Origin of the sequence: Acaryochloris marina MBIC11017 (assembly GCF_000018105.1) — a bacterium.
GTDB lineage: Bacteria > Cyanobacteriota > Cyanobacteriia > Thermosynechococcales > Thermosynechococcaceae > Acaryochloris > Acaryochloris marina.
Genome location: NC_009925.1, coordinates 3,982,734 through 4,009,187, shown reverse-complemented (window position 1 = coordinate 4,009,187; position 26,454 = coordinate 3,982,734). Strand labels below are relative to the sequence as shown.

Below are 26,454 nucleotides of genomic sequence, written 5' to 3'. Positions count from 1 at the left end.
TTTATAATGACCACCTACTTCAAAGTCACTTTAGTCAATCAGGAAAAGGGGCTTGAAGAAACCATTGAAGTTCCAGATGACGAATATATTCTGGATGTTGCTGAAGATAACGATCTCGATCTCCCTTTTTCCTGTCGAGCAGGGGCTTGTTCCTCCTGTGCAGGAAAAGTGATAAAAGGCAACATTGATCAAGCCGATCAATCTTTTTTAGACGATGACCAAATTGGAGAAGGCTACGCCTTGCTGTGTGTGACTTACGCCTTGTCAGACTGCATCATTGCCACCGATCAAGAAGAAGGCCTGTACTAAGACCTGCCTAAAACCTCTCCATCAAAGAACGTCCCCACAGCACAGCCCTAAGACTTGCGAATGGTCCACAAGGGGAACTGCTGGGTTTTAGTAATCTGGACCCCAGCAATCCCTTTGCCACTAAAGGCATATTCTTTCCGTTGAACCAGGGGAATATAAGGGATATCTTCGGCCAAAATCTCCTGAATCTGGGTCAACAAAGTTTGGCGTTCTTGAGCATCTTGCGTTTGGCGCTGTTGTTCAATTAACTGATTAACCTTGCTGTTGTAGTAAAAAGACCCGAGGGAGCGACTCGCACCGTCTTCACAGCCATTCTTCTCAGTTCCTTTGCCACAAGACAGAAACGGTTGAATATAGGTATCTGGATCGAAAAAGTCTGGATACCAATTGACTAAATAAGCGGGATAAATCCCTTTAGACAAGCTGTTATTACCAACGGTAGATTCCACCCCTTCTAACTTCAGCTTGAGAATTCCTTGGGACCGTTCTTGAACAATGGCTTTCATCAGGTTAGCCGTCAAACGCCGAGCCACATAATTAGATGGATACCACAGGTCTAAGGTTAAAGGGTTTTGAGCGGAATAACCCGCAGCCGTCAGCAGTTGACGGGCTTGAGCCGCATCCCCATCACCATACTTGCTTTGAAACACAGGCCGAGCCGTCTCGAACGTACCGGGAATCAGACTATAGAGCGGTTCTGCTTGCCCTTCATAGACCCGCTCCGTGATCAGAGGTCGATCCACTAGTAAGGCAAGGGCTCGTCGAACTGACACCTGATCTAACGGCTTCTGCTTTAGGTTTAAGACCATATGGGTGACGGCATTCCCTTTAGCCTCAATCACTTGCCACTCAGCCGAGGATGCCTCTGCTTGTAACTGTTGAATTTGGTCTGTTTCTAGCCCTTGATAGCCAACGTCAATCGACCCTATTTTGAACTGGTTATAGAGGTTCGCAGGCGTTGAAAAAAACTGTAGCGTAACGCCTGGGTTCGCTGGTTTATCCCCCCAATATTGTTCGAAGACGTCCAAGCGGATATTGTCGCTACGGTAGTCCACCAACTTATAAGGTCCAGTGCCCACAAAGCTTTTGGGCTTAAATTCACCGGGGCCAATCGTGTAGGCTTGCGGCGAAACCGCACAAGCCCCGAAAAAAGTGAGTAGGGCAGGTAAGGCCGCAAAAGGCTGATTGAGGGTAATTTGCAGCTCATAATCCCCAGTCGCTTTGACATCGGCAATTGGTTCAGCCAACAAGAACGAGGGTTGTCCACCATTTTCCATAAACCGCCGCAAGGAAAAAGCCATGGCTTCTGCATTAAAAGGCGTCTGATCATGAAAGACCACACCTTGCCGCAGGGGAATGGTATAGGTCAGGCCATCCTCACTGACCGTTGGTAATGCAGTAGCCAACTGTGGCTGCAGGGTGGTGTTGTCTAAATCATAGGTATAAAGGGTTTCCCCCATGTTGTAGAGCAATGTCGCAGGAAAGAGTTCATAAGCATCCGCCGGATCAATGGTCCGAATTTTGGCGGTGCTACCTAGGGTAATTCGACCTTCTCCTGCACTGTTAGGCAAGCCAGACGGCCGGGGGCTACAGCTCAGTACCAGAAATACGACCAAACAAAATAGTCCAATCCACTGGCGAGAGCGCTTATGGAGCTGGAATCGAGTTGCGATCGCGTTCACCATACAGCCCCTTTCCAAAAGCTTCTCAGCAAAACTGGTCTACTCACAATACAACGTATCCCGAGTATTCCGCCCCGTCACGGGATTCGTACCTTGGGCCGCTGCACAGAGTATCTCCAGAGTGTCATCACGCAAATCGACATCTGTAAAATCAGCACCATCGATAATTGCTCGACGAAATTCCGTATTAAACGCAAACGCCCCTTCTAGATTGGCATTGGTGAGATTAGCCCGAGCAAATCGGGCACTATCTAAGGTCGCAACACTCAAATTTGCCCCTTCCAGATTGACATCCTCTAGGTTAGCTGCAAAAAAACTCACCCCTCGTAAATCGCTATTACTAAAATCACTGCCACGCAGATCCGCCTTTGTAAAGCTAGCGTCCGTTAAATCGCGATTCGAGAAATCGGCATTTAATAATATCTCTTTGTTATAGACATCAGCTTGAGCCGTTGGCAGCCAACTGGATAGACTGATGCCAACCAACAGCATTGCCATAAAACAGGCCCCCACGATTCGTCTCAGTTGTGGAAAAGCTGTGGATAAGTTAAAACCTTTCATTTGCATAATTATTGTTGGTTAAGTCAGGGGATTAACGACGCGATCAAGGATGATAAAGCCGATAGTGCATATATTGATCCTATCGAACTCTTGGCTGCTTGAAAGAAATATGCCTTCCCCTGCCGCACCTCGTCCCAATCGTCAGTCCCGCAACCTCCAAGTGGGGGAGTGGGGTGAACAACTGGTCTGTCAATGGCTGACCCAGCAACAGTGGCACATTCTTGACAGACGCTGGCATTGTCGATGGGGTGAAATCGATATTATCGCCAGATCCAACCCTCCCCTTCCTGGCCAAGATAGCAATACGCGCCTAGCTTTCGTAGAAGTTAAAACCCGTCGGGCTCAAAATTGGGATGCGGATGGTCTCTTGGCGATCACCCCCCAGAAACAACAGAAGCTATGGAAAACCGCTCAACTTTACTTGAAAAAGCACCCGGAATTAGCGGAGCTATTCTGTCAATTCGATGTGGCGCTAGTACAGTGCAACTTAAACTCAAACTCGCCCTCCAAGACAGTCCATGTGCAGGACGACTTACAAGTCACTACCGTAGAGATCAACCAGCCTATTCATGTGAGAGGCTATCAATTCATGTTGTTGGACTATATAGAATCTGCATTTACGTTGTAACGGCAAGAAACCCCTGCGTCTCAAACCATATGGGGTTGGTCATGAGACTACACAGCGGTTGCACTGTGTACTGCTCTCTTGGGTGAGAGCTAATAACGACTCTGATCCCCTTCGCCAAGAGATGATCCCCTTAAGACCTCAATATGTCATGAATTCATGACTATAAGATCCCCAAAAATACCTACTTTCCATAAACTAGCCTTTTTTACTAGCTTTTACGCCTTGACGAACTCAGAGATCTCATACATATTTGTTAACAAAGCGATCCCCAACTAGTTATATTTACTCAAGGTTAACTATGGTTTGGCGCTCTCAACTCGTTCGTTACCCTTAGAGGTCTCTGCTGATATGTCTCCAGATCAATTGCCTTTAGAACAGATGACTTTGCGTCAACTTCGTCGTGTCGCCAGCCGTTATGGGGTGTCACGTTACAGCCGCATGCGCAAAGACCAGTTGCTCGAGTCCATTCGCGTCGCCCAGCAAAACGCATCCGTGCCTTCCACCATGAATCACCAAGCTAGCCCTGAATTTTCTGGGGCTGTGACGGATCAGGAACGGGTAGAAGCTGCAAAATTTGAAGTGGGGCAAGAAGGCGCTGTGGAGTTAGCATCTGTTGATACCGAAATAAATGACCTACCCGAGGGCTACGGTGAAACTCGGATTGTCCTGATGCCTAGGGATCCTCAATGGGCTTATACCTACTGGGATATTCCCCATGACCATAAGGTAATTTTGCGCAATCAGGGCGGACAACAGCTCGCATTACGTCTCTACGATGCCACGGATATTGACTTGGCTTACCAAGTCCCTCACAGTGTGCAGGAATATCCCTGTGATGAGTTAGCCCGGGAATGGTACCTCCCCCTACCTGTGAGCGATCGCGATTACGTCATCGAAATTGGCTATCGCTGTGCCGATGGTCGCTGGTTAGTCTTAGCCCGCTCTGTACCAGTACATGTTCCCCCCACCTATCCTTCCGATTGGGTTGAAGATCAGTTCGTGACGGTCGATTGGGATATGGACCTACGGGGCAAGCAGATTGCAACTCTCGTGCCCCCAGAGAAGAAGCCTGTGGCTCCTGCTCCTGACAACAGCATTTATGATCAGGTCTTCGGTATGGCCGAGGGCGTCGAAGCATTACGAGTTGCGGGTTCTCTGTATGGCTCCATGCAGCATGCTCCCGCTCATGAGTCGACCCTGAGCTCCTATGTCTTTCCTTCTGGAGTCGGTCTCTGGGCCATCCCAACGGCTTCTGGCGTTAACATGTCTGGAGTCGGCTTCTCGGCATCCGCACCGCCCATACGGCCTCGCCAGTTCTGGTTAGTGGCTGATGCAGAGCTAATTGTCTACGGTGCCACTGAACCCGATGCAACGGTCACTATTGGCGGTCAGCCCATCCAGCTCAATCCCGATGGAACATTCCGATTCCAAATGTCTTTCCAAGATGGTCTAATTGATTACCCAATCATGGCTGTTGCTGCGGATGGTGAGCAAAATCGCTCTATCCACATGAAGTTCACTCGGGAAACTCCTGAGCGCCGTACGAACACCAAGGAAGAAGCTGTTTTGGAATGGTTAGTTTAATCCTCTCTTGTCTTAAAACTTAACCTCTTCTGATGCGAGGCGAGCAAGATATCTTGCTCGCCTCGTTTTTATCCTTAACAGACGAATATAGTGGTCACAACCAAGGGATTCTCCTGGTAAAACCCTTGCATAGGGTAGTGATCCCCGTCCACCTGACTTGTGTGGTCCGGCCCGTTCTTCGGGCAAACTAAGGTTAAAGCGATCTAGGTTTTTCGCAGAACCGAGGATACACCGTCAGTGAAGCTGCTCAACAAGTACTTTAATTTCAATCAATCGTCAACGCCAACACCAAGCCAAAAATCAGGTATTCAGGTTGGTCAACTCTTAATTGATCGCTACAAGTTAGTGGAGTTAGTGGGCAGTGGCGCTATGGGAAGCGTCTATCGGGCTCAAGATCAGCTCCTAGGTGACGTGACCGTTGCCGTAAAATTTCTCACCCATACCCTCAACAATGATGCGATCGCATCACGTTTTGCCAGAGAAGCACGGATTGGTGCCTTATTAGGTCATCAAAGTCTAAATATTGTGCGGGTATTAGATTACGGCTTACATGACGAGCAGGTTCCGTTCTACGTCATGGAGTTTATGCAAGGGCAAACCTTGGAAGACCTGATTGAAGCAGGTCGTTTACCCTTAAATCGCTTCATTCACATCATGACCCAAGTTTGTGCAGGATTGAAGTGTGCCCATCAAGGTATCAATATCGAAGGTGAATTACATCAAGTTATTCACCGAGATATCAAGCCTAGTAATATTTTTCTGATCAAAGATGCTAGTTTAGGCGAGCTGACAAAGCTCCTAGACTTCGGAATTGCAGACTTCCTCAGTAGCCAGTCTGAGGATATGCGCTCTCATTCCTTTGTCGGAACCGTTGCTTACGGCTCACCCGAGCAGTTTTCGGGGGCAGTTGTGGATGTCCGTTCTGATATCTACAGTTTGGGAATCACCATGTTCGAAACCCTCACTGGCTATTTCCCCATTATGGCTACTGCCAACACCATTGACAGTTGGGCCCAAGCACATCAGAAATTTCACCCTCAACGCTTATGGGATGTGGCTCCAGCTCTGAAAATTCCTAGGGCTCTCGAAGACTTAGTGATGAGTTGCTTAGCCAAAGCTCCCGCTCAAAGACCTCAATCGGTCACAGACATCATCAAAGCGCTGAAAAGCATCACTCATCAAGGGGCTGGAGTAGATCCATCTTTGATCAATAACGCTTCTATCGACTTAACCTCGATTACGCCGCAACAGCACACTCAACGAGCGAACTTAACAGTTGCTGAGCAAACACAAGTTGTTTTTTGGTCGATCGAGGATCTGGCATGGCGAGCATCCTGGCCTGATAATAAACCGATTGCCAATATTGTATTTGCACAAACCATTCAATCCTCTGATCAAGAAGCGGTCGGTTTGTGGGTGATGTTAACCAAACAAGAAATTGAACAACGCTCCCTCAGCAAGCGCCATAGTAATTTCCTGTGTACCTTTTCTCCTCATCCAGCCATTCTTTGGATCACTACTCTATTTGATCGCCAGCAAGGTCCTCGGTGGCTCCCTTGTTATGTTGATCTAAAGGATAATGGGGGGCAGCACATCACTAAACTGCTGAGTGAGATGGGGTACTACTTACTCATGTTGTTTGATTCATCCAATCCTGGTCAACCCGTCAGTGTCGTCACCATTAAGATTCCAGAGCGGCAATGCAAACTGCTGAAAGATTGTTTATCTACTGCTAAGCAAACCACTACGACAGGTACTTTAGTCGATAGTAAGCAACTGCTCAAGCAAAAATATCAGGCCGTCAAGAAAAAAATTCTCGCAAAACTCTAGCCATCGGTAATGACTCTGACAAGGCTATTGCAAATTCAAGAGGGAAAATCTAGATCGGCCATTCTTGCGTACATCGATCTTTATTTGTGCGTTTACGACTAACGACCTCTCAACACTTTTGAATCAGTTCTAAAGAGCTGAAATCAGTATTAACAGCTCTCGCCTAACAGACCACATCTTCAGACGATTTAACCCCCTTGGACTAAAAGTTATCCAACAATCTTGGGCATTTAAGCAAGACTACAGCAAGCTGAAGAATCTGCAGATGCGAAGCCTTCAGAACCGAGACACAGCTCCAATCTTCTTTAAGATGGGACTATGTCAAGCCTGCCAGATATACAGATCAGTCGTGCCCACGCTAAAAGATCAGGGCTGATACCTTAATAACAGAAATGGTCTTCATCCGTTAATGGATAAAGACCATTTCTGCAACTATCCAGGGATGCTTTTAAGCTCTCCCTAATCTGTTGGATGATCGAATGTATTCTTTGAGGAGCTGAGGAACGCTAATACGACCGTTTTGCTTCCAGATAAAAGAACGGCGATGTAAGGACTCCAAAGCATCTAATAGTAAATCGCTTTCCTCTAAGGAGATGTCCTTCGCAATATCTGCTAAAGAACCAGGAGTATCCAGGCTTGCCAAGCTTTGCATAATAGACATTTCTAATTTAGAAAGACGCCCAAATTGCTGTAACAACAGCCGTCTGATGTCCCCATAAATCAATTCATCTCTATCCAGGAATTGAGGAACATTTCCAGCGAAAAAATCAACAATGGTTTTCACTGCAATGCGCAACGCGAGAGGATTGCCAGTATAACGCTCTAGCAAAACGTCAGAACAGTCATCGGAAGCCTCTAAGCCAAAAGCTTGCAAAGCTTCTTGACCTGATTCTTGGTCTAGTCCATCCAAATACAAAGTTCGACTTGGAAACGCTTCATTATCAGTAAATGCCAAGCCAGCAGGTTGTTCTCGGCTCGTAATTAAGACACAGCTATTATGGCGACTTTCACTAATCCGTCTTAGGAGTAAACCATAGGTCTCACAGCCTTCCTGGTAGCTACCTGCTAACTCATGCCCCTGCAAAACAGAGAACCAATCATCTAACACTAAAAGGCAACGATGTTGGTTCAAGTAGGCAAGTAAAAGGGTTACTTTATCTTGAGCCGTGTCAGGCAACTCCAGATCTTCTTGGCCAGTAATAGACTGCAACAAATCCATCATTAAAGCGTCAAAATCCGGCTGATCTCTTAAAGATCGCCAAATAACGCAGTCAAAGAGACTTTGAACCTGTTCCACACATTTCACGGCAAGGGCCGTTTTACCCACGCCACCCAAACCGAAAATACCAATGAGGCGATTATGATCTTCAATAATCCATCGCTTCAGCTGAGTTAGTACAAACTGCCGCCCCACAAACACAGGTACAGCCGCAGCCTCACCCCAATCGCACACGGGTAATGAACGTCCTGCTCCTTTTTTCGACTTGTGAGATTGCATCGTCCTCACGCCGCCGGTATGAGACTCTTGAGCCAATTCAGCATCTTCCAACTGCTGATATCGACGCCTGAGAATCGAACAAAAATTATGTTTCGATAAAGACTCTCCCAAGAGTTCTGACAATTTCCGCCATAATTTATGGCCAACGTCCTTGATGTAGTCCGCATCATAGCCCGTACTCTGAGCTATTTGCTGATAAGTTTTTCCCTGCCAAGCCTGAAGAAAAACGGTTGTTTGAATATTACTTAATTCTGCATTTGGGAAAAGGCGCTGCAGAATTAAGTAAGCTTGCTTAGACTCCGGTTGTCCTTGGGGGAGGGAAGGCACTAGATAAAGGGGATCAGCCACTTTTGCTTGAGTTGGAGCTGTGTCATTGATAAAGTTGCGGGCGCCATTATACATATTTTTTGACTATTTCTGAATAGCCTCTTGTTGGAGATACAAACTATGAGTCGGGTAGGTGCTTGCCCAACTTTTATTGAGACCGACATTAGGATGGTCTATCCCCCCCTTACTAGCTTTCCCAAGTTAGCCCTTAAAAATTACGTCAGAAAATAATAAATATTGATGCTAGTTATTTTTGTAATTTGTTAACTCTGCTCAGATCTAAGTTTTCCCGTTAAAAACAATTGCTTAATATATTTAGAATCTAGATTTTCAAGAATACAACGCCCTGGTAAAGTAGCAATTATTTTTGCCAAATATTGAGAGAAAAAGTCAATTGCAGGAGAGCCATAAACCTTAACCGATCTAACAAATCCCTCTATTTTCCTAAAGGTATTAATAGAAAATTGATCCTTTTCTAGAAATTTGTAAATCATGAAAAGAACCGAACAATCACATAAATGCTAGATGCACACACTTATAAAGTAATCTGCATTGCATCAATAATTTATGCAATATTTTACTTTATTTACTTTTTTTTACAATTCTACACCAAATTTGCTGACAGTACTCTTTTTTGAAGGAGATTGCTAACAGCTGATGAGTGGTAAGGCGACTCTTGGTTTATCCAAAAATAATGCCGATTGGACTTAGATTAAGTCCAATCTTAAGGTTACTTGACTGTACAACGACTGAGTTTACTAGTTTGTGATACTAGTCACAGTCCCTTAAAATCAGTCAAACGATCAGTTCGCTGTGTATTCCCACAAGTTTTAGATAGTGTTTCACGAGCAATTGTTCCTCTAAATAGACCAGGTACCTCCTCATATCAAACGTAGAATTTATAGCTGTTAGTCCATGGACCTGACGATGACTGTCTTCAATAAAGTCATATTAAGTCATAAGTTTTAGTAAAAGTCTGGCTCAGATTATTGGTCTGATGTAGACGAAGGAACATGAATACTACCCCTAATCAGTTTTTTTAAGCGGGTCTCCGCAACTACATACTGTATCTCGATCCCACAAGACTTTCATGCCTGGCAATGCAGGTATAGCAGCCACGCAAGCCCAGCCTGTTTATGAATGCGCTGGGTCGAGTCAGACAGACTATTCACCATAAAATCATCTGACAAGTGTGATAATGTAAGATATATTACACCGACTTAAGTTTTCGGGGGATCTTTTATCAATGGTATTCACGCAATTCCACCAGCCCATCTCATCTCCACGTTGGAATGTACCAGTTCGCTCACGCAAGAGCAGAGTTCATCGCTACGAGCACTCTGCCTTGTCTAGCGATTTTTGCATTGAAGCAGCCCCTGATCAATCTGGTTTCTTTATGACGTCTTGTAAGGCAGGCGTACGAAGAGGAGATGTGATTCACATTTCCGAGGCAGGTCAACGGTCAGAGTATCGAATTGATGAAATTGACTATTACAGCGATCCATCTGATATGTGGATTGCCAAGCTGAGAACGGTGTCATAACACTTGAGCTTAAAGGGCACCTATACGTAACATTCCTTTAAAAATATTTTCGCCATACTCCAATTAAAGAGCCTTGGATTTCTACCTGTGTTGCTAACACTTTGATCGGCTGATATTTCAGATTAGCGGCCTCAAGGGTGACTTCATTCCTTTCTAAGTGAAACCGCTTTAGGGTCGTTCCTTCTCCTTCGACTCTCGCGGCAACAATTGTTCCATTTTTAATAGTTTTCGGTTCTTGAACGGGCCGCATAATGACGATGTCTCCATCTGTAATATGCGCATCGATCATGCTGTCTCCATTCACCCTAAGGGCATAGGATTTAGGGGGCAATTGTTTAGGGCTGAATTCTAAAGAATCCACTACTTCAACAAAGGGCTCAATTAATCCCCCTGCTGCGATCGCACCTAAGATCGGAATCTGATCCATGTCCGACTGTAAGTGCTCTGGGTGCACAATCCGCAACGTCCGGGCTTGGCCAATTTCCCAATCGACATAGCCTTTCTTGCGCAAATGATCCAAACGACTCTGAACCGGGGCAGGAGATTTGAGTTTCATGGCCTGCATCATCTGCCGAATAGAAGGCGCATGTTGATGTTGTTCAATGAATTGAACCAACCAATCAAATAATTCTTGTTGAGCTTTTGATAAAGGTTCCACGATTGATCCAGCCCCTGCGCACATTGAGTCACTATTGTTATCTCACAGGTTTTTATTGCCTTCGACCTAATAGGGTAAAGAGCAAACAATAAAACACCTGTACTACTTGAGTATACAGACAAGTCGGATAACTCGACAAATTTTGGTCAAAATCGGACCCAGCGCCATGTCCCTCTCGCCGCATAAACAGCATGGACTTGAACTTTCCCTGACAAAGATAAATTCAACCTGGATTTCCCTATGATCCTGCCATCTATGGTTTAGGTTACATCTATCTTTTAATGCCAATCCTCTGGGTCATAGTGAGTAAATATGGGTGATACAAAACGGATCGGTATTCTGACGAGCGGCGGTGATTGTGCAGGGCTTAACCCCACGATTCGCGCAGTCGTGCTTCGAGCAGTTGAACATTATGGTTGGGAAGTGATCGGGATTCAACAAGCCACCCATGGTTTATTGAAAGATCCGCCTGCAGCCATGGCGCTGCAACCTCAACAGATGAGTCCTTTACTCACCGCAGGAGGGACGATGTTAGGAACAACCAACAAGGGGAATCCCTTTGCCTTTCCGATGCCAGATGGCACGCTGATCGATCGCTCAGAAGATATGATTGACGGCTATCGCAAGCTGGGCTTAGACGCTCTGATCGGGATTGGCGGCGATGGTAGCATCGCCATTCTCCGTAAGCTAGCCCAACAGGGTAATTGGAACTTGGTGGGCATTCCCAAAACCATCGACAATGATGTGGGAGTAACGGAACGATCGGTCGGATTTGATACGGCGGTCAATATTGCCACAGAAGCCCTAGACCGCTTGCAATTTACTGCAGCCAGCCATAGCCGTGTCATTATCCTGGAGGTGATGGGTCGGGATGCGGGTCATATTGCGATCAGTGCAGGTATTGCCGGAGGGGCAGATATCATCTTGATTCCTGAAATTCCCTACACCATTGATAATGTCTGCGCCATAATCAAAGAACGCCAGAGTAAGGGCAAAAACTATTCTCTGATAATCGTGGCTGAGGCGGTGCGGACTGAGGGCGGTGATCCCTTAACCCATACAGATGGATTAGGCGAATGCCGTCTGGGGGGAATCGGCCAATATTTATCTGAGCAAATTTGCAGTCGTCATGTGGCCGAAACCCGGGTGACAGTTTTAGGGCATGTTCAGCGCGGCGGCATACCGTCCCCTTCCGATCGACTAATTGGGGCAGCGTTTGGCGTTGCGGCCGTCGATTTGATTGCTGAACGTCAGTTTGATCAAATGGTGACTTGGCAAAATCGCCAGGTGATGAGTGTTCCGATTGCTGATGCGATCGCACATTACAGAGCCGTCGACCCCACCGGAACGCTGGTCAAAACCGCCAGAGGTTTAGGGATTTACCTAGGAGACTAGAGGGCTACAACCCTTTCACACCTGATTTCACACCTAAAATTTGGCCACCCCCATTTTTAGGTGTGAAATCTCTGGGTGGCCCTAGGCCGCTGCTGCCAAAATTTGATCATCCAGGGAGAAATCAATGTCTGCTTGATCGCGTTGGCCAGCCAGATAGTCATTTTGAAACGAATCTTTCAGGCCGCTCACCAGATCATATTGAGGATGCCAGTCAAGATCGGTGCAAGCCTTATGAATATCAGCAAAGAAGTGCTGCAACCGCATAGGAAAGGCTTTCCGCTTGCCAAAGTCAAACTGAGCAGGGTCATAATGCACCAACCTTAAGGCATCAGAAGACTGGCCAGCAGCTAAGGCACAGGCTTTGGCAATACCATCGAAGGTGACATAGCGATCGCCACTGATATTATAAATCTGGCCGATTGCTTGAGGATTACCGAGGACAGAGGCCATCGCTTGAGCTAAATCTTGGACATGTCCGAGTTGGGTCATATGCTGACCATTCCCCGGAATCGGAATCGGACGCTGACGAACTATCCGGTCAAAGAACCAAGCTTCTACATCGTTATAGTTTTTGGGGCCATAGATATAAGTCGGGCGAATCGACGTAAACGGCAAGCCCTGAGCCGCTAAATCGGCTTCTGATTCTGCTTTACCGAGATGGCGACTGTTTGGATCCGTCGGATCGTCTTCCCGATGGGGCATTTGATTCGATTTGAGATAGACTCCCGCCGAACTCATATACACAAAGTGTTGGACCTGATCTTTAAAGAGAGTGGCCAAGGGTTGAGTATCGGATAATTTTCGACCATTGTTATCAAAAATGGCATCAAATTTCTCATGGGCCAGCTTCGCTTTGAGCTGCGCCGCATCCGTACGATCGCCCTGAATTTGAGTCAAGCCTGCCACGGCAGGGGCATGGTTTCCCCGATTGAACAACACCACGTCATGCCCCTGATCGACCAAAATCCGGCTGAGGTAAATACCGATAAATCGGGTTCCGCCCATCATTAATATGCGCATTTCATGCCAATCCCTGTGGTGATGTGGTGCTCTATTCTGAACCATATCAGCATACGAAACCCATCCCCAAAAATGGTTGCTCTTAGGGGTTGCATTCTATACTTAATAAATTGTTTCAATTAATCTTTTTGAATCGTCTAGAGTCTCATGGACCTCATTTCAGACGAAAAAGCGACTTCCTCATACTGTTTCACCCAGATCTCGCTATAGTAAGTCCAGAATATTCGTTGGCTAGTTTATTTTTAGAGCGATGGCAAGTCATTCTATCTTTACTTCAACCCTTCTCAAGAAAAAGCTTTTAAGCTCAACTCTACTGCTCTGGGGATTGGCAACAGTAAACGGAGTGATGCCTGATCGAGTCCGAGCCCAAACCTCATCTACTTCGACGCCATCATCAGCGCCCACCCAACCTCAGCCCTCCTCTGCTAAGACGCCAACACAGCCGTCTTCACTTACCCCATTGCCCAACGAATTTATCGAGAAGGCTCCTGGACCGATCCGCACGCCAGACCCCCGCAAAGTCACTGGGCCATCTCAACCCTCTTCAACTTCAGCAGAAAAAGCTGAGGTCAAGCCTGCTCAAAATCAGCCAGCTGAAGCTAAGCCTGCTCAAACCAAAGTCACTGAAACCAAGCCAGCTGAAGCTAAGCCTGCTCAAACCAAACCTTCAGCGGGTCAGGCTGCTCCGGCCAAACCAGCAGCACAACCCGCAAAACCCAAAGCGCCGACGGCTAAACCACCCACAACCCCCAAAGCACCAACCGCTAAATCACCTACAACCCCCAAAGCGCCGACGGCTAAACCACCCACAAAAACCAAGCCTGTTGCCCAGCCGACCCAAAAGGCCGCACCGAAAGCAGTCAAAAAAACTCAGCCGGCCAAGCCCAAGGCAGCAGCCAAATCGGGTAAAGGCGGTCAGCAGGCCCTGGCCCATTTACGCCAAGGCGTTGAAAAGTATGGCAAAGGGAATTTCAAAGGCGCCATTCAAGACTACGACAAAGCCATTCAAATCAATGGTAACTATGCCCTAGCCTATGTCAATCGTGGCTACGCCCATACGGTCTTAGGCAATAGCAAATCTGCGATCGCAGATTACACCAAGGTCATTCAACTCAACCCTAAAAATATTGAGTTAACCAAAATCTATTTAAATCGGGGCTTAGCGTTTGCTGCGGCCAAGAACTACCCAGCAGCCCTCCAAGACTTTAATCAGGTCTTGCAGCGAGATGCCAAGAATCCGGAAGCGTACCTCAATCGAGGGCGCGCTCACGCGGCCAGCGGCAATCATCTTGCCGCCATTCAAGACTATGGACAGGTGATTAAATTCCAGCCCAAGTCTGCTTTAGCTTACTTTAATCGTGGCGTCGCCTATAGCAAGGTGGGAGATAATGCCACAGCCCTGGCGGATTATTCGAAGGCTCTTCAACTGGATCCAAAATATGCCGCCGCCTTGTATAACCGAGGCCTGGTCCAGCTCAATCAGGGGAACTCCCAAGACGCCATCGCAGATTTTACGGCATCCATTCAAATGGACACCAAATATGCCGCCGCCTATAAGAATCGCGGCACCGCCCATTTGAAAGCCGGTAATACTGAAGCTGCCATTGCAGATTTCACCCAGGCGATTACGTTCAATGCAGAAGATACCTTGGCTTACTACAACCGAGGCATTGCCCACAGCACGGCTGGCCAGAACGAAGCTGCGATCGCAGATTACTCACAAGTGCTGAAACTCGATCCAAAATTTGCCGCTGCCTATACCAACCGAGGCAATCTCCATGCTGCTCAAGGCGATCGAGACGCTGCCTTAAAGGACTATTCTCAAGCCATCGAGGCAAATCCTGAGAATGCAACCGCCTATAATAATCGGGCTCTGATCCATTCAGCGCTCCGACAATACGAAGAAGCCTTATCTGACTATCAGCAAGCCGCCAAAATCTATCAAGGCCAGGGATCTACTCAAGATTATGAGCGAGTCCAACCCCTGATTACAGAACTCAAAAAGCGAGTTGAACGCCAAAAGAATCAATCCTAGCGGCTCCTGACCTCAGCCTAGAAAAAATGGCTCCTGTTTCGCTATCAAAGCAGGCAGTCCTCTTTCGAGTGCTCCCGCAATTCTGTAAGCTGTTGAGGTACGTTCATCTTTACCGCTGCAATTAACAGCGACTTGATTCTATGTCTGCCTCCAGCCCTCGCGTGATTCGGATTGGTTCCCGTAAAAGTCAACTAGCCCTAGTGCAGACGCACTGGGTCCAAGGAGAATTACAAAAACATTTTCCAGAGTACGAATTTGAAGTTTGCACCATGTCCACACAAGGGGACAATATCCTCGATGTTGCTCTGGCCAAGATTGGAGACAAGGGATTATTTACGAAGGAGCTAGAGGTATCAATGCTCCGTAAAGAGACGGATTTGGCAGTGCATTCCCTCAAAGATCTACCGACGAACCTACCGGAAGGTCTGTGCCTAGGCGTTGTGACAGAGCGGGTTGATCCTGCGGATGCCCTAGTCGTCCATGAAAATTTTAAAGCGTATCAGCTAGATACCCTCCCGGAAGGAGCGGTCATTGGTACGTCATCCCTCCGGCGGCTCGCTCAACTCCGTTATAACTATCCCCATTTAGAATTCAAAGATATTCGCGGCAACTTAAATACCCGCCTTCAGAAGCTAGATGAGGGTGAATATGATGGCATCATTCTGGCTGTTGCTGGATTGCAACGACTCGGCTTTGGTGATCGAATCCATCAGGTGATCCCTGCAAACATTTCGTTACATGCCGTCGGCCAGGGTGCATTAGGCATTGAATGCCGCGAAGGAGATGAAGAAATTATGGCCTTTATCAAGGCCTTAGAGCATGAACCCTCAGCCCATCGCTGTACAGCTGAACGCTCCTTTCTGCATGAATTGGAAGGTGGCTGTCAAGTTCCTATTGGCGTAAATACGAGTCTTAAGGAAGGCCAGTTAACCCTCGTAGGTATGGTGGCCAGTTTAGACGGCAAACGCTTGATTAAAGACACCGTTTCAGGGCCCATTGCTAGTGCCACCCAACTCGGGATTGATCTCGCCCAAAAAGTGCGGGAACAAGGAGCCCAAGAAATTCTAGAGGAAATATTCGCCGCTGCTCGTCCCTCAGATCTCTGATAGTCTGATAGCACCCACTTTTTGGATCGACCTGGCTAGTCTCTGAAATCGCTGTCGGTTGTCATCACAACAGGGTAGGTTTCTTCACTATCCAGATCGTTGGTTCAGACCGTTCTGAGAGGAGTTGCAGAATGTCTAATCCCCAAGTGTTATGTCTGGGAGAAATTCTGTTGGACTGTCTTGCGGATCAGCCCGGTCGAACCTTAGAAGCCGTTACCTCCTGGACCCCTTACCCCGGCGGTGCGCCAGCCAATGTAGCCTGTGCACTCGTTAAATTAGGCATCTCTGCTGGCTTTATCGGCTGTGTCGGTGATGATGCACCCGGCAGACAACTCACTGAGCTGTTACAGCAAACCACCGTTAATACTCAAGGCATCCAAACGGATCCAGCTCCCACCCGCCAGGTGTATGTCACCCGAACAATAGAGGGAGATCGCACGTTCGCTGGGTTTGGTCAATATGACACCGCTGCATTTGCTGATACCCAATTGCAGGCTGGTCATCTACCAGAGAACCTGTTTACCAACGCTGACTTTTTAATCCTCGGCACCTTAGAACTGGCTTATCCTCAATCAGCAGCGGCTGTCCGTCAATCCATTCATCTAGCCCAACAGCATCAGGTACAAATCTTAATTGATGTCAATTGGCGACCCGTCTTTTGGGCCGACCCAGAGGAAGCCCGCCAGATTATTTTGCAGCTCCTCCCCCATGCCAACTATTTGAAACTCGCTGAAGAAGAAGCGTTATGGTTATGGAACACCACAGATCCAAAAGCGATGGTGAAGCAGTTACCCACCGTTCAGGGCATTATGATGACGGCGGGAGCAAAGGGATGTACTTACTCCTTCCAAGATATCGATGGAACTTGTCCGAGCTTCACCGTTGAAGTGCAAGATACCACGGGTGCAGGAGATGCATTTGTGGCTGGCTTTATCCATCAGCTCATCACTCAAGGTCATCCTACAGATGTGCAAACTGCTCAAGCTATGATGACCTATGCCAATGCGGTGGGTGCTCTGACAACCACAAAGGCAGGGGCCATCGCAGCCCAGCCCACTGCTGATGAGGTTGCCACTTTTCTGCAAGCTCAACCCTAGCGCGATCCACACGGGGACTCTTTCATGTCAACCACTGGGACTATGCCTCCATCTCCACCATCCGCCCAGATCACTGGTATCTCCATCAATCATCCGTGGCCAACAGGATATATTTTTCAAAGTCCTGGCAATCAGTTTAGCTATCGTGTGATCGGTCCCTGCTGTCGACTCTTTGATCGAGATAAATTACCGTGGCCTTGCTGCCGATTACAATGGCGAGGCAAGGAACCCAGTTGGCGCCGCATTGGGCGACGCTTGATTGCTGATTTATCGGCTAAACGCTACCCATCTTATTGTGTTGAACTGGTGGGGTATCAGGGCGCCGCCCCCTTAGTCACGACACTCTACACCTATCGACTCCCCTCTCCATTACAACAATGGTGGTACACCAAACATCTATCCACTCAAACGGTTTATCCGCCTACTACTTCCCTTGAGCAGATTTAGCTTTTTTGAGTTTCTTCTGTACTTGACTGACTTTGCGAAATTTCTCTTCTTTCTCGTACAGCTTGGCGGCTTGCTCTAAATCTTGAATGGCTGCGGTTGCATTGTTGTTCGCTAAATGGCTTTCACCCCGTTTCTGAAAGGCCAGAGCATGCTTAGGATTGAGTTCAATGACTTTAGAGAAATCCGCAATGGCTTCTGCTGGCTGCTTTTTCTCGTATAACGCCATGCCTCGATATAGATAGGCAAACAGGTTATCAGGGGCAATTTTCAAGGCGGTAGTGTAATCTGCGATCGCAGCCTCATATGCTTCTAACTGCCGATAGGCATTGGCCCGATTGTAAAGTGCATAGGCATTCAGCTTATAGGCCTGCAATGCCTGACTATAAGCCTCTATAGCCCCTTTATAGTCCGCTTGGGCATAGCGATCATCTCCCAATCGAACCGTCTCAGTGACGGAAGGTTGTGAGGAGGGTTGAGGCGCCTGGATCTCGGGGCCGGACGAACTGTCTGCATTGGACTGACCTTGCTGTTCAGAGATAGGAGATGGCGTCTCAGGCAAAGACTGTGCTCGTAAGATCCCTGACCCCATAGCGACACTCCCCAATACTGCTAAGCAAAAAGACACAACTCGTAAACATTGCTGATATGAGGCAATGAAGCTAGCAAAATTTTTCATATATACTCCTGAAATACCACACAAACTTTTGCCTAACACGCCCAGTCTCCAGTAGTGACCGCTCTGTTGAGTTAGAACCTTAACTCTCTTCGAGAGGGTTCAGTATCGCTTTGTTCCAAGGAAAAGCTGTTGATGAATCTGCCTTGAATACACAAAAGGTTTATAGGGATATTCACACATCCTTATAAACCTTTTGCATTATCAACATACACAAGAGCCCTAAAAGACCTCAACCCTATTAAGGGTTGAGGAAAAGCACACGTCTGTAAAGACTTAGTACTTATAACTCTCTGTTTTGAAGGGGCCCTGGACAGGAACGTTGATATACTGGGCTTGTTCAGAAGTGAGCTGGGTAATCACACCCCCAAAGCCCTCTACCATATACCGGGCAACTTCTTCATCTAGCTGCTTAGGTAGCACGTCCACCGTGATGGCCGCAGCCTTCTGATCTGCGGGTAAGTCAGCAAACTTACGCTCAAACAAAAACATTTGCGCTAAGACTTGGTTCGCAAAAGAGCCATCCATAATCCGTGAAGGGTGACCCGTTGCATTTCCTAGGTTCACCAATCGCCCTTCTGACAGAAGGATCAAAAAGTCTTGTGGATCATCACTCCGGTAAACCTGATGGACCTGAGGCTTAACCTCTTCCCAACGCCAGGTTTGGCGCATATAGGCCGTATCAATTTCATTATCGAAATGACCAATATTGCAAACGACTGCCCCTTGTTTGAGGGAAACCAACATATTGGCATCACAAACATTAAAGTTGCCAGTGGTGGTGACGACTAGATCCGTATTGGCCAACAGGTCCTTGTTGATGGAGTTAAGGGTACCGTCATTCACACCATTGGTATAAGGCGATACGACTTCAAAGCCGTCCATACAAGCCTGCATTGCGCAGATGGGATCCGCTTCAGTCACTTTAACGATCATGCCTTCTTGTCGCAAAGAAGCTGCGGACCCCTTACCCACATCACCATAGCCAATCACCAAAGCCTTCTTACCAGACATGAGGTGGTCTGTACCCCGCTTAATCGCGTCATTGAGGCTGTGGCGACAACCATACTTGTTGTCATTTTTGGACTTTGTGACCGAGTCATTGACATTGATGGCAGGAACTTTGAGTTCTCCCTTTTCCAACATCTCCAATAAACGATGTACACCCGTGGTGGTTTCTTCAGTCACACCATGAATGTTGTTCAGCATATCTGGATAGTGCTCATGGATATGCCCCGTCAAGTCACCGCCATCATCCAAAATCATATTGGCATCCCAAAGGGCACCTTCAGGGGTGCGGCAAGTCTGCTCAATGCACCACATATATTCATCTTCAGTCTCACCCTTCCAGGCAAATACAGGGATTCCTGCAGCGGCAATCGCTGCTGCGGCATGATCTTGCGTTGAAAAAATATTACAGGAAGACCAGCGAACTTCTGCACCAAGGGCACAGAGCGTCTCAATCAAGACCGCAGTCTGAATGGTCATGTGAATACAACCAATGATTTTTGCCCCTTGCAAAGGCTTACTATCACGGTACTTTGCACGAATCGCCATCAATGCCGGCATTTCACCCTCAGCAATGGCCATCTCTTTACGTCCCCAATCTGCCAGGGAAATATCCGCAACTTTATAGTCTCGGGTCAAAACTTGTGGGCTCATGTGATCCTTCTCAACAATGGGTGTACTTATTTGATCCTCTGTTAATTATAGTGAGGCATTTTATATAAATTTGGCGGGGAATAATGAATGGTTGCTTTATTTGCCATCCTGATTAATCTATCAGTGAATTCTGGCAAACTGCATTGATTCAGTCTCCACAGATACCCTTGAAGATTGATCATCTCTGACAATTATTCCTCCTGGATAGGGCTTTTTGCTGTATTCTTTGCGTAATCCCTTACCATGCATGAGTTTGCTCTCAATTTTTTATGGCACGCCTGTCATCAGAACTCCAGCGCACATTCTTAGACAACGAACATCCTCCTCATGTCACTTTGCAAGAATTGTTGACTCTAGCAGAAGAAAGAGTATTTGGAGTCTTATTTGTTGTGTTAGCGCTTCCTTCCGCGCTCCCGGTCCCAGCGCCCGGATACTCAGTTCCCTTTGGGGTTATGATTTTCCTGCTGTCTGTTCAGATGATTGCTGGTTCTAAGCAACCCTGGTTCCCCCAAAAATTTTCGACTCACCCGGTCGCCCTCTCAACCGTACAGGGCATCTTAAAAAAGGCTTTACCTCGTCTACGCAACATTGAAGCCATCACTCGCCCCCGCTTTTTACCGATCTGTACCAGCGTTCCGGGACGGATTCTCATTGGCTGCATATTGGCGTTGATGGGCATTTCAATGATGATACCTATCCCAGGAACCAATACAGTGCCCGCCATTGGCATTTTCGTCACTGGCTTTGGTTTATTAGAAGATGATGGAGCCATTAGTTTGGGTGGCTTAGTCATCAGTTTATTTGGTGCTGCAATCACTATCTCAATGCTGGTGGCTTTCATTTGGGGAGGAAGCAGCTTAATAGAGATAATAAAAGGATGGCTAGAGGGTCTATGGAATTAAAGCTATTTTCTCCTCATAAATGCACCGAACAGCTTTATTTAGTTCTTTTCAGAATCATTCAGTAGCTTAAGCCACTATTTCTTCTAGTAATAACCTGAAACATAGAAAATGTAGGGCTAAACTAATACTGCATCACTTTATTGAGGTGGATGTTTAGACAGTCTCTCTTTCATCACTCCTGCATGCAAGGAGTAGTATAAGCTGTCCAGTTTATGGGCATTCTAGAGAAAGACCCCTGTTACAATCACGGCCTAGATCTAGCTCCATCTACCCAGCTAGTTGCATTAAATAAAAGTCATTTATGCATCTATTGATTCGTCTTTAGAAATGCTCGTTTGAGTCCCTCCATAAGGGATTTGTGATTTTCACAACATATCATCACCATGTCCAAAGTTCTTGTCATTGAAGATCAAGATGACATTCGCAGTATTGTTTGCGAAATACTAATTGCTGAAAGCTTCAATGTAATCGAAGCGGAAGACGGTCACATCGGCGTTTTACTAGCTCAGGAAGAAATGCCAGATCTAGTGATTTGTGACATTATGATGCCTGAATTTGATGGCTATAGCGTCATGACCCAACTTCGACAAAATCCTTATTTGCAGTCCGTTCCGTTTATCTTTTTAACAGCAAAAGCCAGTAAGACCGATCTGAGATTAGGGATGGAGCTAGGCGCCAATGATTATTTAACCAAACCCTTTACACGAGATGAACTATTAGGAGCAGTCAATGCTCAAATAGAGACCGTATCAACTCATCAATCTGATGATCAGCCCATTTGGAAAGATCGCTGCTGCGATCTCATTCAATCTCTTCCCGTAGAAATACATCAACCTCTACAACAAATTCTCAAGCTTTCACAGTCCTTGCTAGAGGAAGAATGCCAGAATAGTGCTCCTGCTCAGAATATCTTGAATGAGATCAAGGGTACGGGAGGTTTATTATACAAACGGCTCCAAAATATTTTCATTTATCAAGAATTAGCAAGTATAGAACAAAATTCTCAACGCCTAAGAGTATTTAGAAAGAATCCGGGTGTTTGTGACACAAAAGCGGTTATTGCTAATATTGCTCGTTCTCAAGCTCAATACTATAGCCGCATCTCTGATTTACAGTTGGAATTAGAAGACGCAACTGTACTACTCGCACAGCCAAAATTACAAAAAATCATAGAAGAAATTGTTGATAATTCATTTAAATATTCCTCTTTAGGAACTTCTGTACGCCTTAAGAGTTCCGTGCATGGTCATACTTTCTTGTTTCAGATTATGAACGAAGGGCAAGGTCCTAGCCCTAATCAGCTACAAGCGCTGGGATCTCACATGCAATTTGACCATGCGTCTTATCTACATACGTGTGTTGGCTTGGGGTTGATTATTGCCAAGCTAATTGCTGAACTCCATGGTGGTGAGTTGCAAGTCAAATGTGAGCAAGAGAAATATACAAAAGTGTCAATATTTTTGCCTTTAGCCTAAAAACTGAACCTATTTCAAACTATTGACAATGGTCAATCTGTCTATTGTAATTTACTAGCTTAATTATTCGAATTCTTCAATAGATTCAAGATCGTGTAAGGATACTTTAGATTTTTTATATCTCCAAAAAAAATACCAGATCAAGAAGGATCTGTTTCAAGATTAGGGAACTATAGAAACAGGGTAGAAGGCGCAGATAATAAGTTAGGTAATTCCGTGGGGAATCAGATAAAGCAGGAGAGTGGAATATTTGAGGCTTATGAGTTAAGCACTCATGAGTTATTAGAGAAAGTTGTATGCGACGCCAATAGGGCCATCTTCATTATTGAAGCTGCCATTGACGCAGCCAAGGGCCCTAAAGTTTTGTATGCAAATGATGCATACCATCAACTGGTGTTCAATTCAGAGGACGAGCAACCTAAATATCCACACTTTTTGTATGACTATTTAGTCCCTGAAGATATCGATCATCTAGCAACTATTATCTCTAACTTACCGATTCAGGAAGAAGCTTTAGCCAACTTTGCAGCCAGGACAGGCCAACAGCAGCAGCTTGTCCCATTCCACATCGTTCCCTTATCGGACACGAATCACTGTTTCCAAGCTGTACTCCTAACCCAGCACATTGAACCATCTAGTTTTTCAACACAACTGAGCGTTTCTACACCTATCACGGCACAAACTCAAAAGCCCAAAGCAGGAGATCATCCCGAGAGAACTCATCGCGATGTCCCAGGTCATAATTTACAGTCTTTGATCGATTCTTTACCCGGTATAGTTTTTACCTGCAACAGTGATTTAGGATGGTCTCGCCGATCCTTAAGCCAGGGCTGCCTTACACTCACAGGATATGCTCCTGAAGAACTATTAGGAACGTTCAACCTTACCTACAATACCCTGATCGATCCAGATGACTTACCTCAACTAACAGCCGCCATTACCACAGCAATCGCAACACAGCAGGTTTATACGGTTGAGTATCGGATTCGCACAAAGTCGGGTCAATTGAAGTGGTTTCTAGAACAAGGCAATGGCATCTTTGATAAACAAGGGCAAGCCTTAGGACTAGAAGGGTTTATCACAGATATTTCTAAGCTCAAGCAAGCTGAAACACAGTTAAGACATGATGCATTCTATGACAAGCTAACTGGATTACCCAATCGATCCCTATTTATGGATCGCTTAGAGTATTGTATTAAGCGAGTTAAACGGCACCCCGATCAGATTTTTGCAGTACTGTTTCTCGATCTGGATCGATTTAAGGTCGTAAATGACAGCCTAGGCCATGCAGCTGGTGATCAGCTTCTGGTCGAAATTGCAGAACGCTTGACGGCTTGTGTCCGTGAAAGCGATACCCTAGCACGATTAGGGGGAGACGAATTTACCGTTCTTCTAGAAGGAATTAAGGATTTAAGTGATGCCCTACTCGTCTGCGGGCGCATTCAGCAGTCATTGAACTGTCCATTTAATTTAAATGGCCGCGAGGTTTTGATTACCGTTAGTACGGGCGTTGCTCTAAGTACGATGGGCTATGACGATCCTGAACAACTCCTGCACAATGCTGATGCGGCCATGTATCGCGCTAAGGCCTTAGGCAAAGCACAGTGGGAAGTGTTTACCGCTGACATGCACAGTAATGCTTCGGCACAGCTACAGCTAGAAGTTGATCTACGACGGGCAATTGAGCGGCAAGAATTTCAACTCCATTACCAACCCATTTTTCATTTAGAAACAGCAGCAATTGTTGGCTTTGAAGCACTGTTGCGCTGGCACCATCCTTTACGAGGGTTAATTTCACCGGTAGAGTTTATTCCAGTTGCGGAGGAAACAGGGTTAATTTTGCCGATTAGCTGGTGGGTCTTGCAGGAAGCTTGCCGACAGCTCAGCCGCTGGCAAACGCAATTCCCATTAGAGGTTCCATTATTTGTAAGTGTTAATTTCTCTAGCAAGCAATTTTCCGAAGTTGGGCTAATTCCCCAAATTGAAGACATTCTCCACACCACAGGGTTGGCCCCCCAGAGCTTGAAACTGGAAATTACAGAAAGTGCCATTATGGAAAATGCTGAAGCCACCGCTGCGAAATTGCTAGAAATTAAAGCCCTAGGAATTCAACTGGGGATTGATGATTTTGGGACGGGATATTCTTCTCTCAGCTATTTACATCGTTTTCCTGTCGATATTCTCAAAGTTGATCGCTCATTTGTAAGTGCGATGGATAGTCATGAGAATTTACAGATCGTCCACACCATCACAATGCTGTCTCAAAATCTGGGAATGCGAGCTGTGGCAGAAGGAGTGGAGACAGCTGAGCAAGCGGCTCAATTGAGAGCGATGAATTGTCAATATGCTCAGGGGTATTTTTTCTCCAAGCCGATTGATGCCAGTTCAATGGAACACTTACTCGCTCATCATTATCAGTCGTCTCCTGAAGATCCTTCGACGTTACCGCTGGCTCGTTTGAAGTTGCGCGTGAACGCGGCCTATTCCTATCGTCCCTTAGTTGGCAAAACATCTTGGACCATTGGCACCAGCCAAAGTTGCGATATCTTGCTAGCTGAACCTAATGTTGCCTCCAAACATGCCATGTTGCAATTAATGGGCACTGGGAATTATTACTTGGTCAATCTTGCTACTCATGTTGGTGTAGTGGTGAATGGTCAACTCATTACCCGCCCTACTCTGCTACAAGAGGGAGATCGCATCACGATCGGAACCACAACCCTCACCTTTGAATCTGAGGATCTATCTTTGGGGCATCTGGGTATCTCCAAGTCGGATAAGACAGTAATGATGTCCCAGTCCATCCAATTTCAAGGAGAAATCTGGCAAGCAGCACTGACCTCTCAAGGGGTATCCGTAACATGGCAGCCTGCAGAACAGGATGTCAGGCAAACCCTAACACAGATGCAAAAGATGGGTTATGCAATCCCCGATTTACTTTTAATGGATAAAAATCTTGTATTGAAAGAGTTAGAAGATTTTTGTCTCTGGTGCTCAGAACATCACCCGCGCCTTAAGTTGATGTTTACCAATGGCGAGCAACCCCAAGTTGCTCCTTCCGAACACCAAAGAGTCATAGACCATGGCGCGGTGGACCTATTACCCGGCTTTTCTGAGCATAATGTATTGCTGAATCTAGTCGATACCTTGACCAAAATTAATATTGTGCTGCAATCCATAGAATCGCAGCCCTTAGACCGAAAAGGATTAATTGCTGGGCTGATGCCCTTACAAAACATTGTTAAACAAGGGGTTTTCCAGTAGTAGCCAAATGGCTTGCGTTGAGGCTTCAAAACTGAAGATCCGCTGATTTCTTTGAGCAATAATCCCCACTGTAAGACTAATCCCAGTCCAGTTTTTCCCTGTTATTTCCCAGGGAGCGAGAACTAGACGTCCAGACAGCCCCCCTGGGCGGTAAAATGAATTGCCGATTGTTCTTCCCATGCCGAAAATCGATGATTTCCAGTAATGACTTTCGCACAGGTGTGTCAATTGAGCTTGATGGCTCAGTCTGGCGAGTTGTAGAGTTCCTCCATGTCAAACCTGGTAAAGGCTCTGCATTCGTGCGAACAAAATTAAAGAATGTCCAAAGTGGCAGTGTCGTAGAACGGACATTCCGAGCGGGAGAAACCGTTCCCCAAGCCAATTTGGAAAAGCGGGTCATGCAGCACACCTATAAAGATGGTGACCAATTTGTGTTCATGGATATGGAAAGCTATGAAGAAGCTAGCCTGAGCCAAGAGCAAATTGGCACTCGCGTGAAATACTTGAAAGAAGGCATGGAAGTCAATGTCATCCAATGGGGAGAGCAAGTTTTAGAGGTTGAGTTGCCAACATCAGTCGTTTTAGAAGTCACCCAAACCGATCCAGGTGTGAAAGGTGACACAGCAACGGGGGGGAGCAAGCCAGCTATTGTGGAAACAGGAGCGCAGGTGATGGTCCCTTTATTTATTTCTGAAGGAGAAAGAATTAAAGTGGATACCCGCAACGACTCCTATCTAGGCCGAGAGTAAGGAGTAACA

At 46.4% G+C, this 26,454-nt stretch carries 21 protein-coding genes; 14 read left to right on the top strand and 7 right to left on the bottom strand.

All coding sequences use genetic code 11. The annotated features are described in order from the left end of the window. Positions 1-6: 6 nt before the first annotated feature. On the top strand, positions 7-309 hold the full coding sequence (locus AM1_RS17940; RefSeq protein ID WP_012164298.1) for a 2Fe-2S iron-sulfur cluster-binding protein: 303 nt from the start codon (positions 7-9) through the stop codon (positions 307-309). Between the two features lie 47 nt (positions 310-356). Here AM1_RS17940 and AM1_RS17935 read toward each other — a convergent pair whose 3' ends face one another. Together AM1_RS17935 and AM1_RS17930 are read right to left on the bottom strand one after the other, a co-directional pair. Then, positions 357-1,994: an ABC transporter substrate-binding protein gene (locus AM1_RS17935; RefSeq protein WP_012164297.1), complete on the bottom strand. Its 1,638-nt coding sequence runs from the start codon at positions 1,992-1,994 to the stop codon at positions 357-359. Between the two features lie 36 nt (positions 1,995-2,030). Continuing rightward, entirely contained in the window at positions 2,031-2,558 is a 528-nt protein-coding gene (locus AM1_RS17930) for a pentapeptide repeat-containing protein (RefSeq protein WP_012164296.1), read from the bottom strand. Between the two features lie 103 nt (positions 2,559-2,661). Here AM1_RS17930 and AM1_RS17925 point away from each other — a divergent pair, with 103 nt between their 5' ends. The 3 genes from AM1_RS17925 to AM1_RS17915 all read left to right on the top strand — a co-directional run bounded on the left by AM1_RS17925 (position 2,662) and on the right by AM1_RS17915 (position 6,594). Then, positions 2,662-3,180, top strand: a complete 519-nt coding sequence (locus AM1_RS17925; RefSeq protein WP_012164295.1) for a YraN family protein — start codon at positions 2,662-2,664, stop codon at positions 3,178-3,180. A 348-nt stretch (positions 3,181-3,528) separates the two neighbouring features. Further along, complete coding sequence (locus AM1_RS17920) at positions 3,529-4,764, top strand: DUF4912 domain-containing protein (protein WP_012164294.1); 1,236 nt, start codon at positions 3,529-3,531, stop codon at positions 4,762-4,764. Between the two features lie 237 nt (positions 4,765-5,001). Then, complete coding sequence (locus AM1_RS17915) at positions 5,002-6,594, top strand: serine/threonine protein kinase (RefSeq protein ID WP_012164293.1); 1,593 nt, start codon at positions 5,002-5,004, stop codon at positions 6,592-6,594. A 448-nt stretch (positions 6,595-7,042) separates the two neighbouring features. Here AM1_RS17915 and AM1_RS17910 read toward each other — a convergent pair whose 3' ends face one another. Then, complete coding sequence (locus AM1_RS17910) at positions 7,043-8,494, bottom strand: NB-ARC domain-containing protein (protein WP_012164292.1); 1,452 nt, start codon at positions 8,492-8,494, stop codon at positions 7,043-7,045. 1,171 nt (positions 8,495-9,665) lie between these two features. Between AM1_RS17910 and AM1_RS17905 the strand changes: the two genes are divergently transcribed. Further along, a complete protein-coding gene (locus tag AM1_RS17905) occupies positions 9,666-9,962 on the top strand; it encodes a hypothetical protein (RefSeq protein ID WP_238549006.1) in 297 nt (98 codons plus the stop codon). 37 nt (positions 9,963-9,999) lie between these two features. Here the strand turns inward: AM1_RS17905 and lexA are convergent, their stop codons facing one another. Then, positions 10,000-10,620, bottom strand: a complete 621-nt coding sequence (gene lexA, locus AM1_RS17900; RefSeq protein WP_012164289.1) for a transcriptional repressor LexA — start codon at positions 10,618-10,620, stop codon at positions 10,000-10,002. Positions 10,621-10,932: 312 nt separating this feature from the next. Between lexA and AM1_RS17895 the strand changes: the two genes are divergently transcribed. Beyond that, positions 10,933-12,015, top strand: a complete 1,083-nt coding sequence (locus tag AM1_RS17895) for an ATP-dependent 6-phosphofructokinase (protein WP_012164288.1) — start codon at positions 10,933-10,935, stop codon at positions 12,013-12,015. A gap of 81 nt (positions 12,016-12,096) precedes the next feature. Here the strand turns inward: AM1_RS17895 and AM1_RS17890 are convergent, their stop codons facing one another. Beyond that, positions 12,097-13,035 carry an NAD-dependent epimerase/dehydratase family protein gene (locus AM1_RS17890; protein ID WP_012164287.1) on the bottom strand — a complete coding sequence of 313 codons (939 nt, stop codon included), beginning with the start codon at positions 13,033-13,035 and terminating at the stop codon, positions 12,097-12,099. A 250-nt stretch (positions 13,036-13,285) separates the two neighbouring features. Between AM1_RS17890 and AM1_RS17885 the strand changes: the two genes are divergently transcribed. The 4 genes from AM1_RS17885 to AM1_RS17870 all read left to right on the top strand — a co-directional run bounded on the left by AM1_RS17885 (position 13,286) and on the right by AM1_RS17870 (position 17,720). Beyond that, positions 13,286-15,070: a tetratricopeptide repeat protein gene (locus AM1_RS17885; protein WP_012164286.1), complete on the top strand. Its 1,785-nt coding sequence runs from the start codon at positions 13,286-13,288 to the stop codon at positions 15,068-15,070. Positions 15,071-15,210: 140 nt separating this feature from the next. Then, positions 15,211-16,176, top strand: coding sequence for a hydroxymethylbilane synthase (hemC, locus tag AM1_RS17880; RefSeq protein ID WP_041659940.1), 966 nt, complete (start codon positions 15,211-15,213; stop codon positions 16,174-16,176). A gap of 131 nt (positions 16,177-16,307) precedes the next feature. After that, positions 16,308-17,273 (top strand): carbohydrate kinase family protein, encoded by a 966-nt coding sequence (locus AM1_RS17875; RefSeq protein WP_012164284.1) that lies wholly within the window; start codon positions 16,308-16,310, stop codon positions 17,271-17,273. A gap of 42 nt (positions 17,274-17,315) precedes the next feature. Continuing rightward, positions 17,316-17,720: a hypothetical protein gene (locus AM1_RS17870; RefSeq protein WP_012164283.1), complete on the top strand. Its 405-nt coding sequence runs from the start codon at positions 17,316-17,318 to the stop codon at positions 17,718-17,720. On the opposite strand, the gene AM1_RS17865 is transcribed toward AM1_RS17870, so the two are convergent. Both AM1_RS17865 and ahcY read right to left on the bottom strand, forming a co-directional pair. Next, positions 17,698-18,396, bottom strand: a complete 699-nt coding sequence (locus AM1_RS17865) for a tetratricopeptide repeat protein (RefSeq protein ID WP_012164282.1) — start codon at positions 18,394-18,396, stop codon at positions 17,698-17,700. The two genes, AM1_RS17870 and AM1_RS17865, sit on opposite strands and share 23 nt — an antisense overlap. Before the next feature lie 273 nt (positions 18,397-18,669). After that, complete coding sequence (gene ahcY / locus AM1_RS17860; RefSeq protein WP_012164281.1) at positions 18,670-20,055, bottom strand: adenosylhomocysteinase; 1,386 nt, start codon at positions 20,053-20,055, stop codon at positions 18,670-18,672. A 269-nt stretch (positions 20,056-20,324) separates the two neighbouring features. On the opposite strand from ahcY, the gene AM1_RS17855 reads away from it, so the two are divergent. The 4 genes from AM1_RS17855 (at position 20,325) to efp (ending at position 26,445) form a co-directional block, all read left to right on the top strand. Further along, entirely contained in the window at positions 20,325-20,957 is a 633-nt protein-coding gene (locus AM1_RS17855) for an exopolysaccharide biosynthesis protein (RefSeq protein ID WP_012164279.1), read from the top strand. 383 nt (positions 20,958-21,340) lie between these two features. Next, the gene (locus tag AM1_RS17850) at positions 21,341-22,432 is read left to right on the top strand and encodes a hybrid sensor histidine kinase/response regulator (protein ID WP_012164278.1); all 1,092 of its coding nucleotides are present in this window, start codon (positions 21,341-21,343) and stop codon (positions 22,430-22,432) included. 216 nt (positions 22,433-22,648) lie between these two features. Continuing rightward, a complete protein-coding gene (locus AM1_RS17845; protein WP_012164277.1) occupies positions 22,649-25,696 on the top strand; it encodes an EAL domain-containing protein in 3,048 nt (1,015 codons plus the stop codon). Positions 25,697-25,887: 191 nt separating this feature from the next. Continuing rightward, positions 25,888-26,445, top strand: a complete 558-nt coding sequence (gene efp / locus AM1_RS17840) for an elongation factor P (RefSeq protein ID WP_010475096.1) — start codon at positions 25,888-25,890, stop codon at positions 26,443-26,445. Positions 26,446-26,454 lie beyond the last annotated feature (9 nt).

Bases quoted from the DNA above. Each gene is read 5' to 3' on its own strand.
- AM1_RS17885 (WP_012164286.1), top strand. From the start codon at position 13,286: ATGGCAAGTCATTCTATCTTTACTTCAACCCTTCTCAAGAAAAAGCTT.
- AM1_RS17940 (WP_012164298.1), top strand. From the start codon at position 7: ATGACCACCTACTTCAAAGTCACTTTAGTCAATCAGGAAAAGGGGCTT.
- AM1_RS17870 (WP_012164283.1), top strand. From the start codon at position 17,316: ATGCCTCCATCTCCACCATCCGCCCAGATCACTGGTATCTCCATCAAT.
- efp (WP_010475096.1), top strand. From the start codon at position 25,888: ATGATTTCCAGTAATGACTTTCGCACAGGTGTGTCAATTGAGCTTGAT.
- AM1_RS17925 (WP_012164295.1), top strand. From the start codon at position 2,662: ATGCCTTCCCCTGCCGCACCTCGTCCCAATCGTCAGTCCCGCAACCTC.
- ahcY (WP_012164281.1), bottom strand. From the start codon at position 20,055: ATGAGCCCACAAGTTTTGACCCGAGACTATAAAGTTGCGGATATTTCC.
- AM1_RS17855 (WP_012164279.1), top strand. From the start codon at position 20,325: ATGGCACGCCTGTCATCAGAACTCCAGCGCACATTCTTAGACAACGAA.
- AM1_RS17910 (WP_012164292.1), bottom strand. From the start codon at position 8,494: ATGTATAATGGCGCCCGCAACTTTATCAATGACACAGCTCCAACTCAA.
- AM1_RS17850 (WP_012164278.1), top strand. From the start codon at position 21,341: ATGTCCAAAGTTCTTGTCATTGAAGATCAAGATGACATTCGCAGTATT.
- AM1_RS17890 (WP_012164287.1), bottom strand. From the start codon at position 13,035: ATGCGCATATTAATGATGGGCGGAACCCGATTTATCGGTATTTACCTC.
- AM1_RS17920 (WP_012164294.1), top strand. From the start codon at position 3,529: ATGTCTCCAGATCAATTGCCTTTAGAACAGATGACTTTGCGTCAACTT.
- AM1_RS17875 (WP_012164284.1), top strand. From the start codon at position 16,308: ATGTCTAATCCCCAAGTGTTATGTCTGGGAGAAATTCTGTTGGACTGT.
- AM1_RS17895 (WP_012164288.1), top strand. From the start codon at position 10,933: ATGGGTGATACAAAACGGATCGGTATTCTGACGAGCGGCGGTGATTGT.
- AM1_RS17865 (WP_012164282.1), bottom strand. From the start codon at position 18,396: ATGAAAAATTTTGCTAGCTTCATTGCCTCATATCAGCAATGTTTACGA.
- hemC (WP_041659940.1), top strand. From the start codon at position 15,211: ATGTCTGCCTCCAGCCCTCGCGTGATTCGGATTGGTTCCCGTAAAAGT.
- AM1_RS17905 (WP_238549006.1), top strand. From the start codon at position 9,666: ATGGTATTCACGCAATTCCACCAGCCCATCTCATCTCCACGTTGGAAT.
- AM1_RS17930 (WP_012164296.1), bottom strand. From the start codon at position 2,558: ATGCAAATGAAAGGTTTTAACTTATCCACAGCTTTTCCACAACTGAGA.
- AM1_RS17935 (WP_012164297.1), bottom strand. From the start codon at position 1,994: ATGGTGAACGCGATCGCAACTCGATTCCAGCTCCATAAGCGCTCTCGC.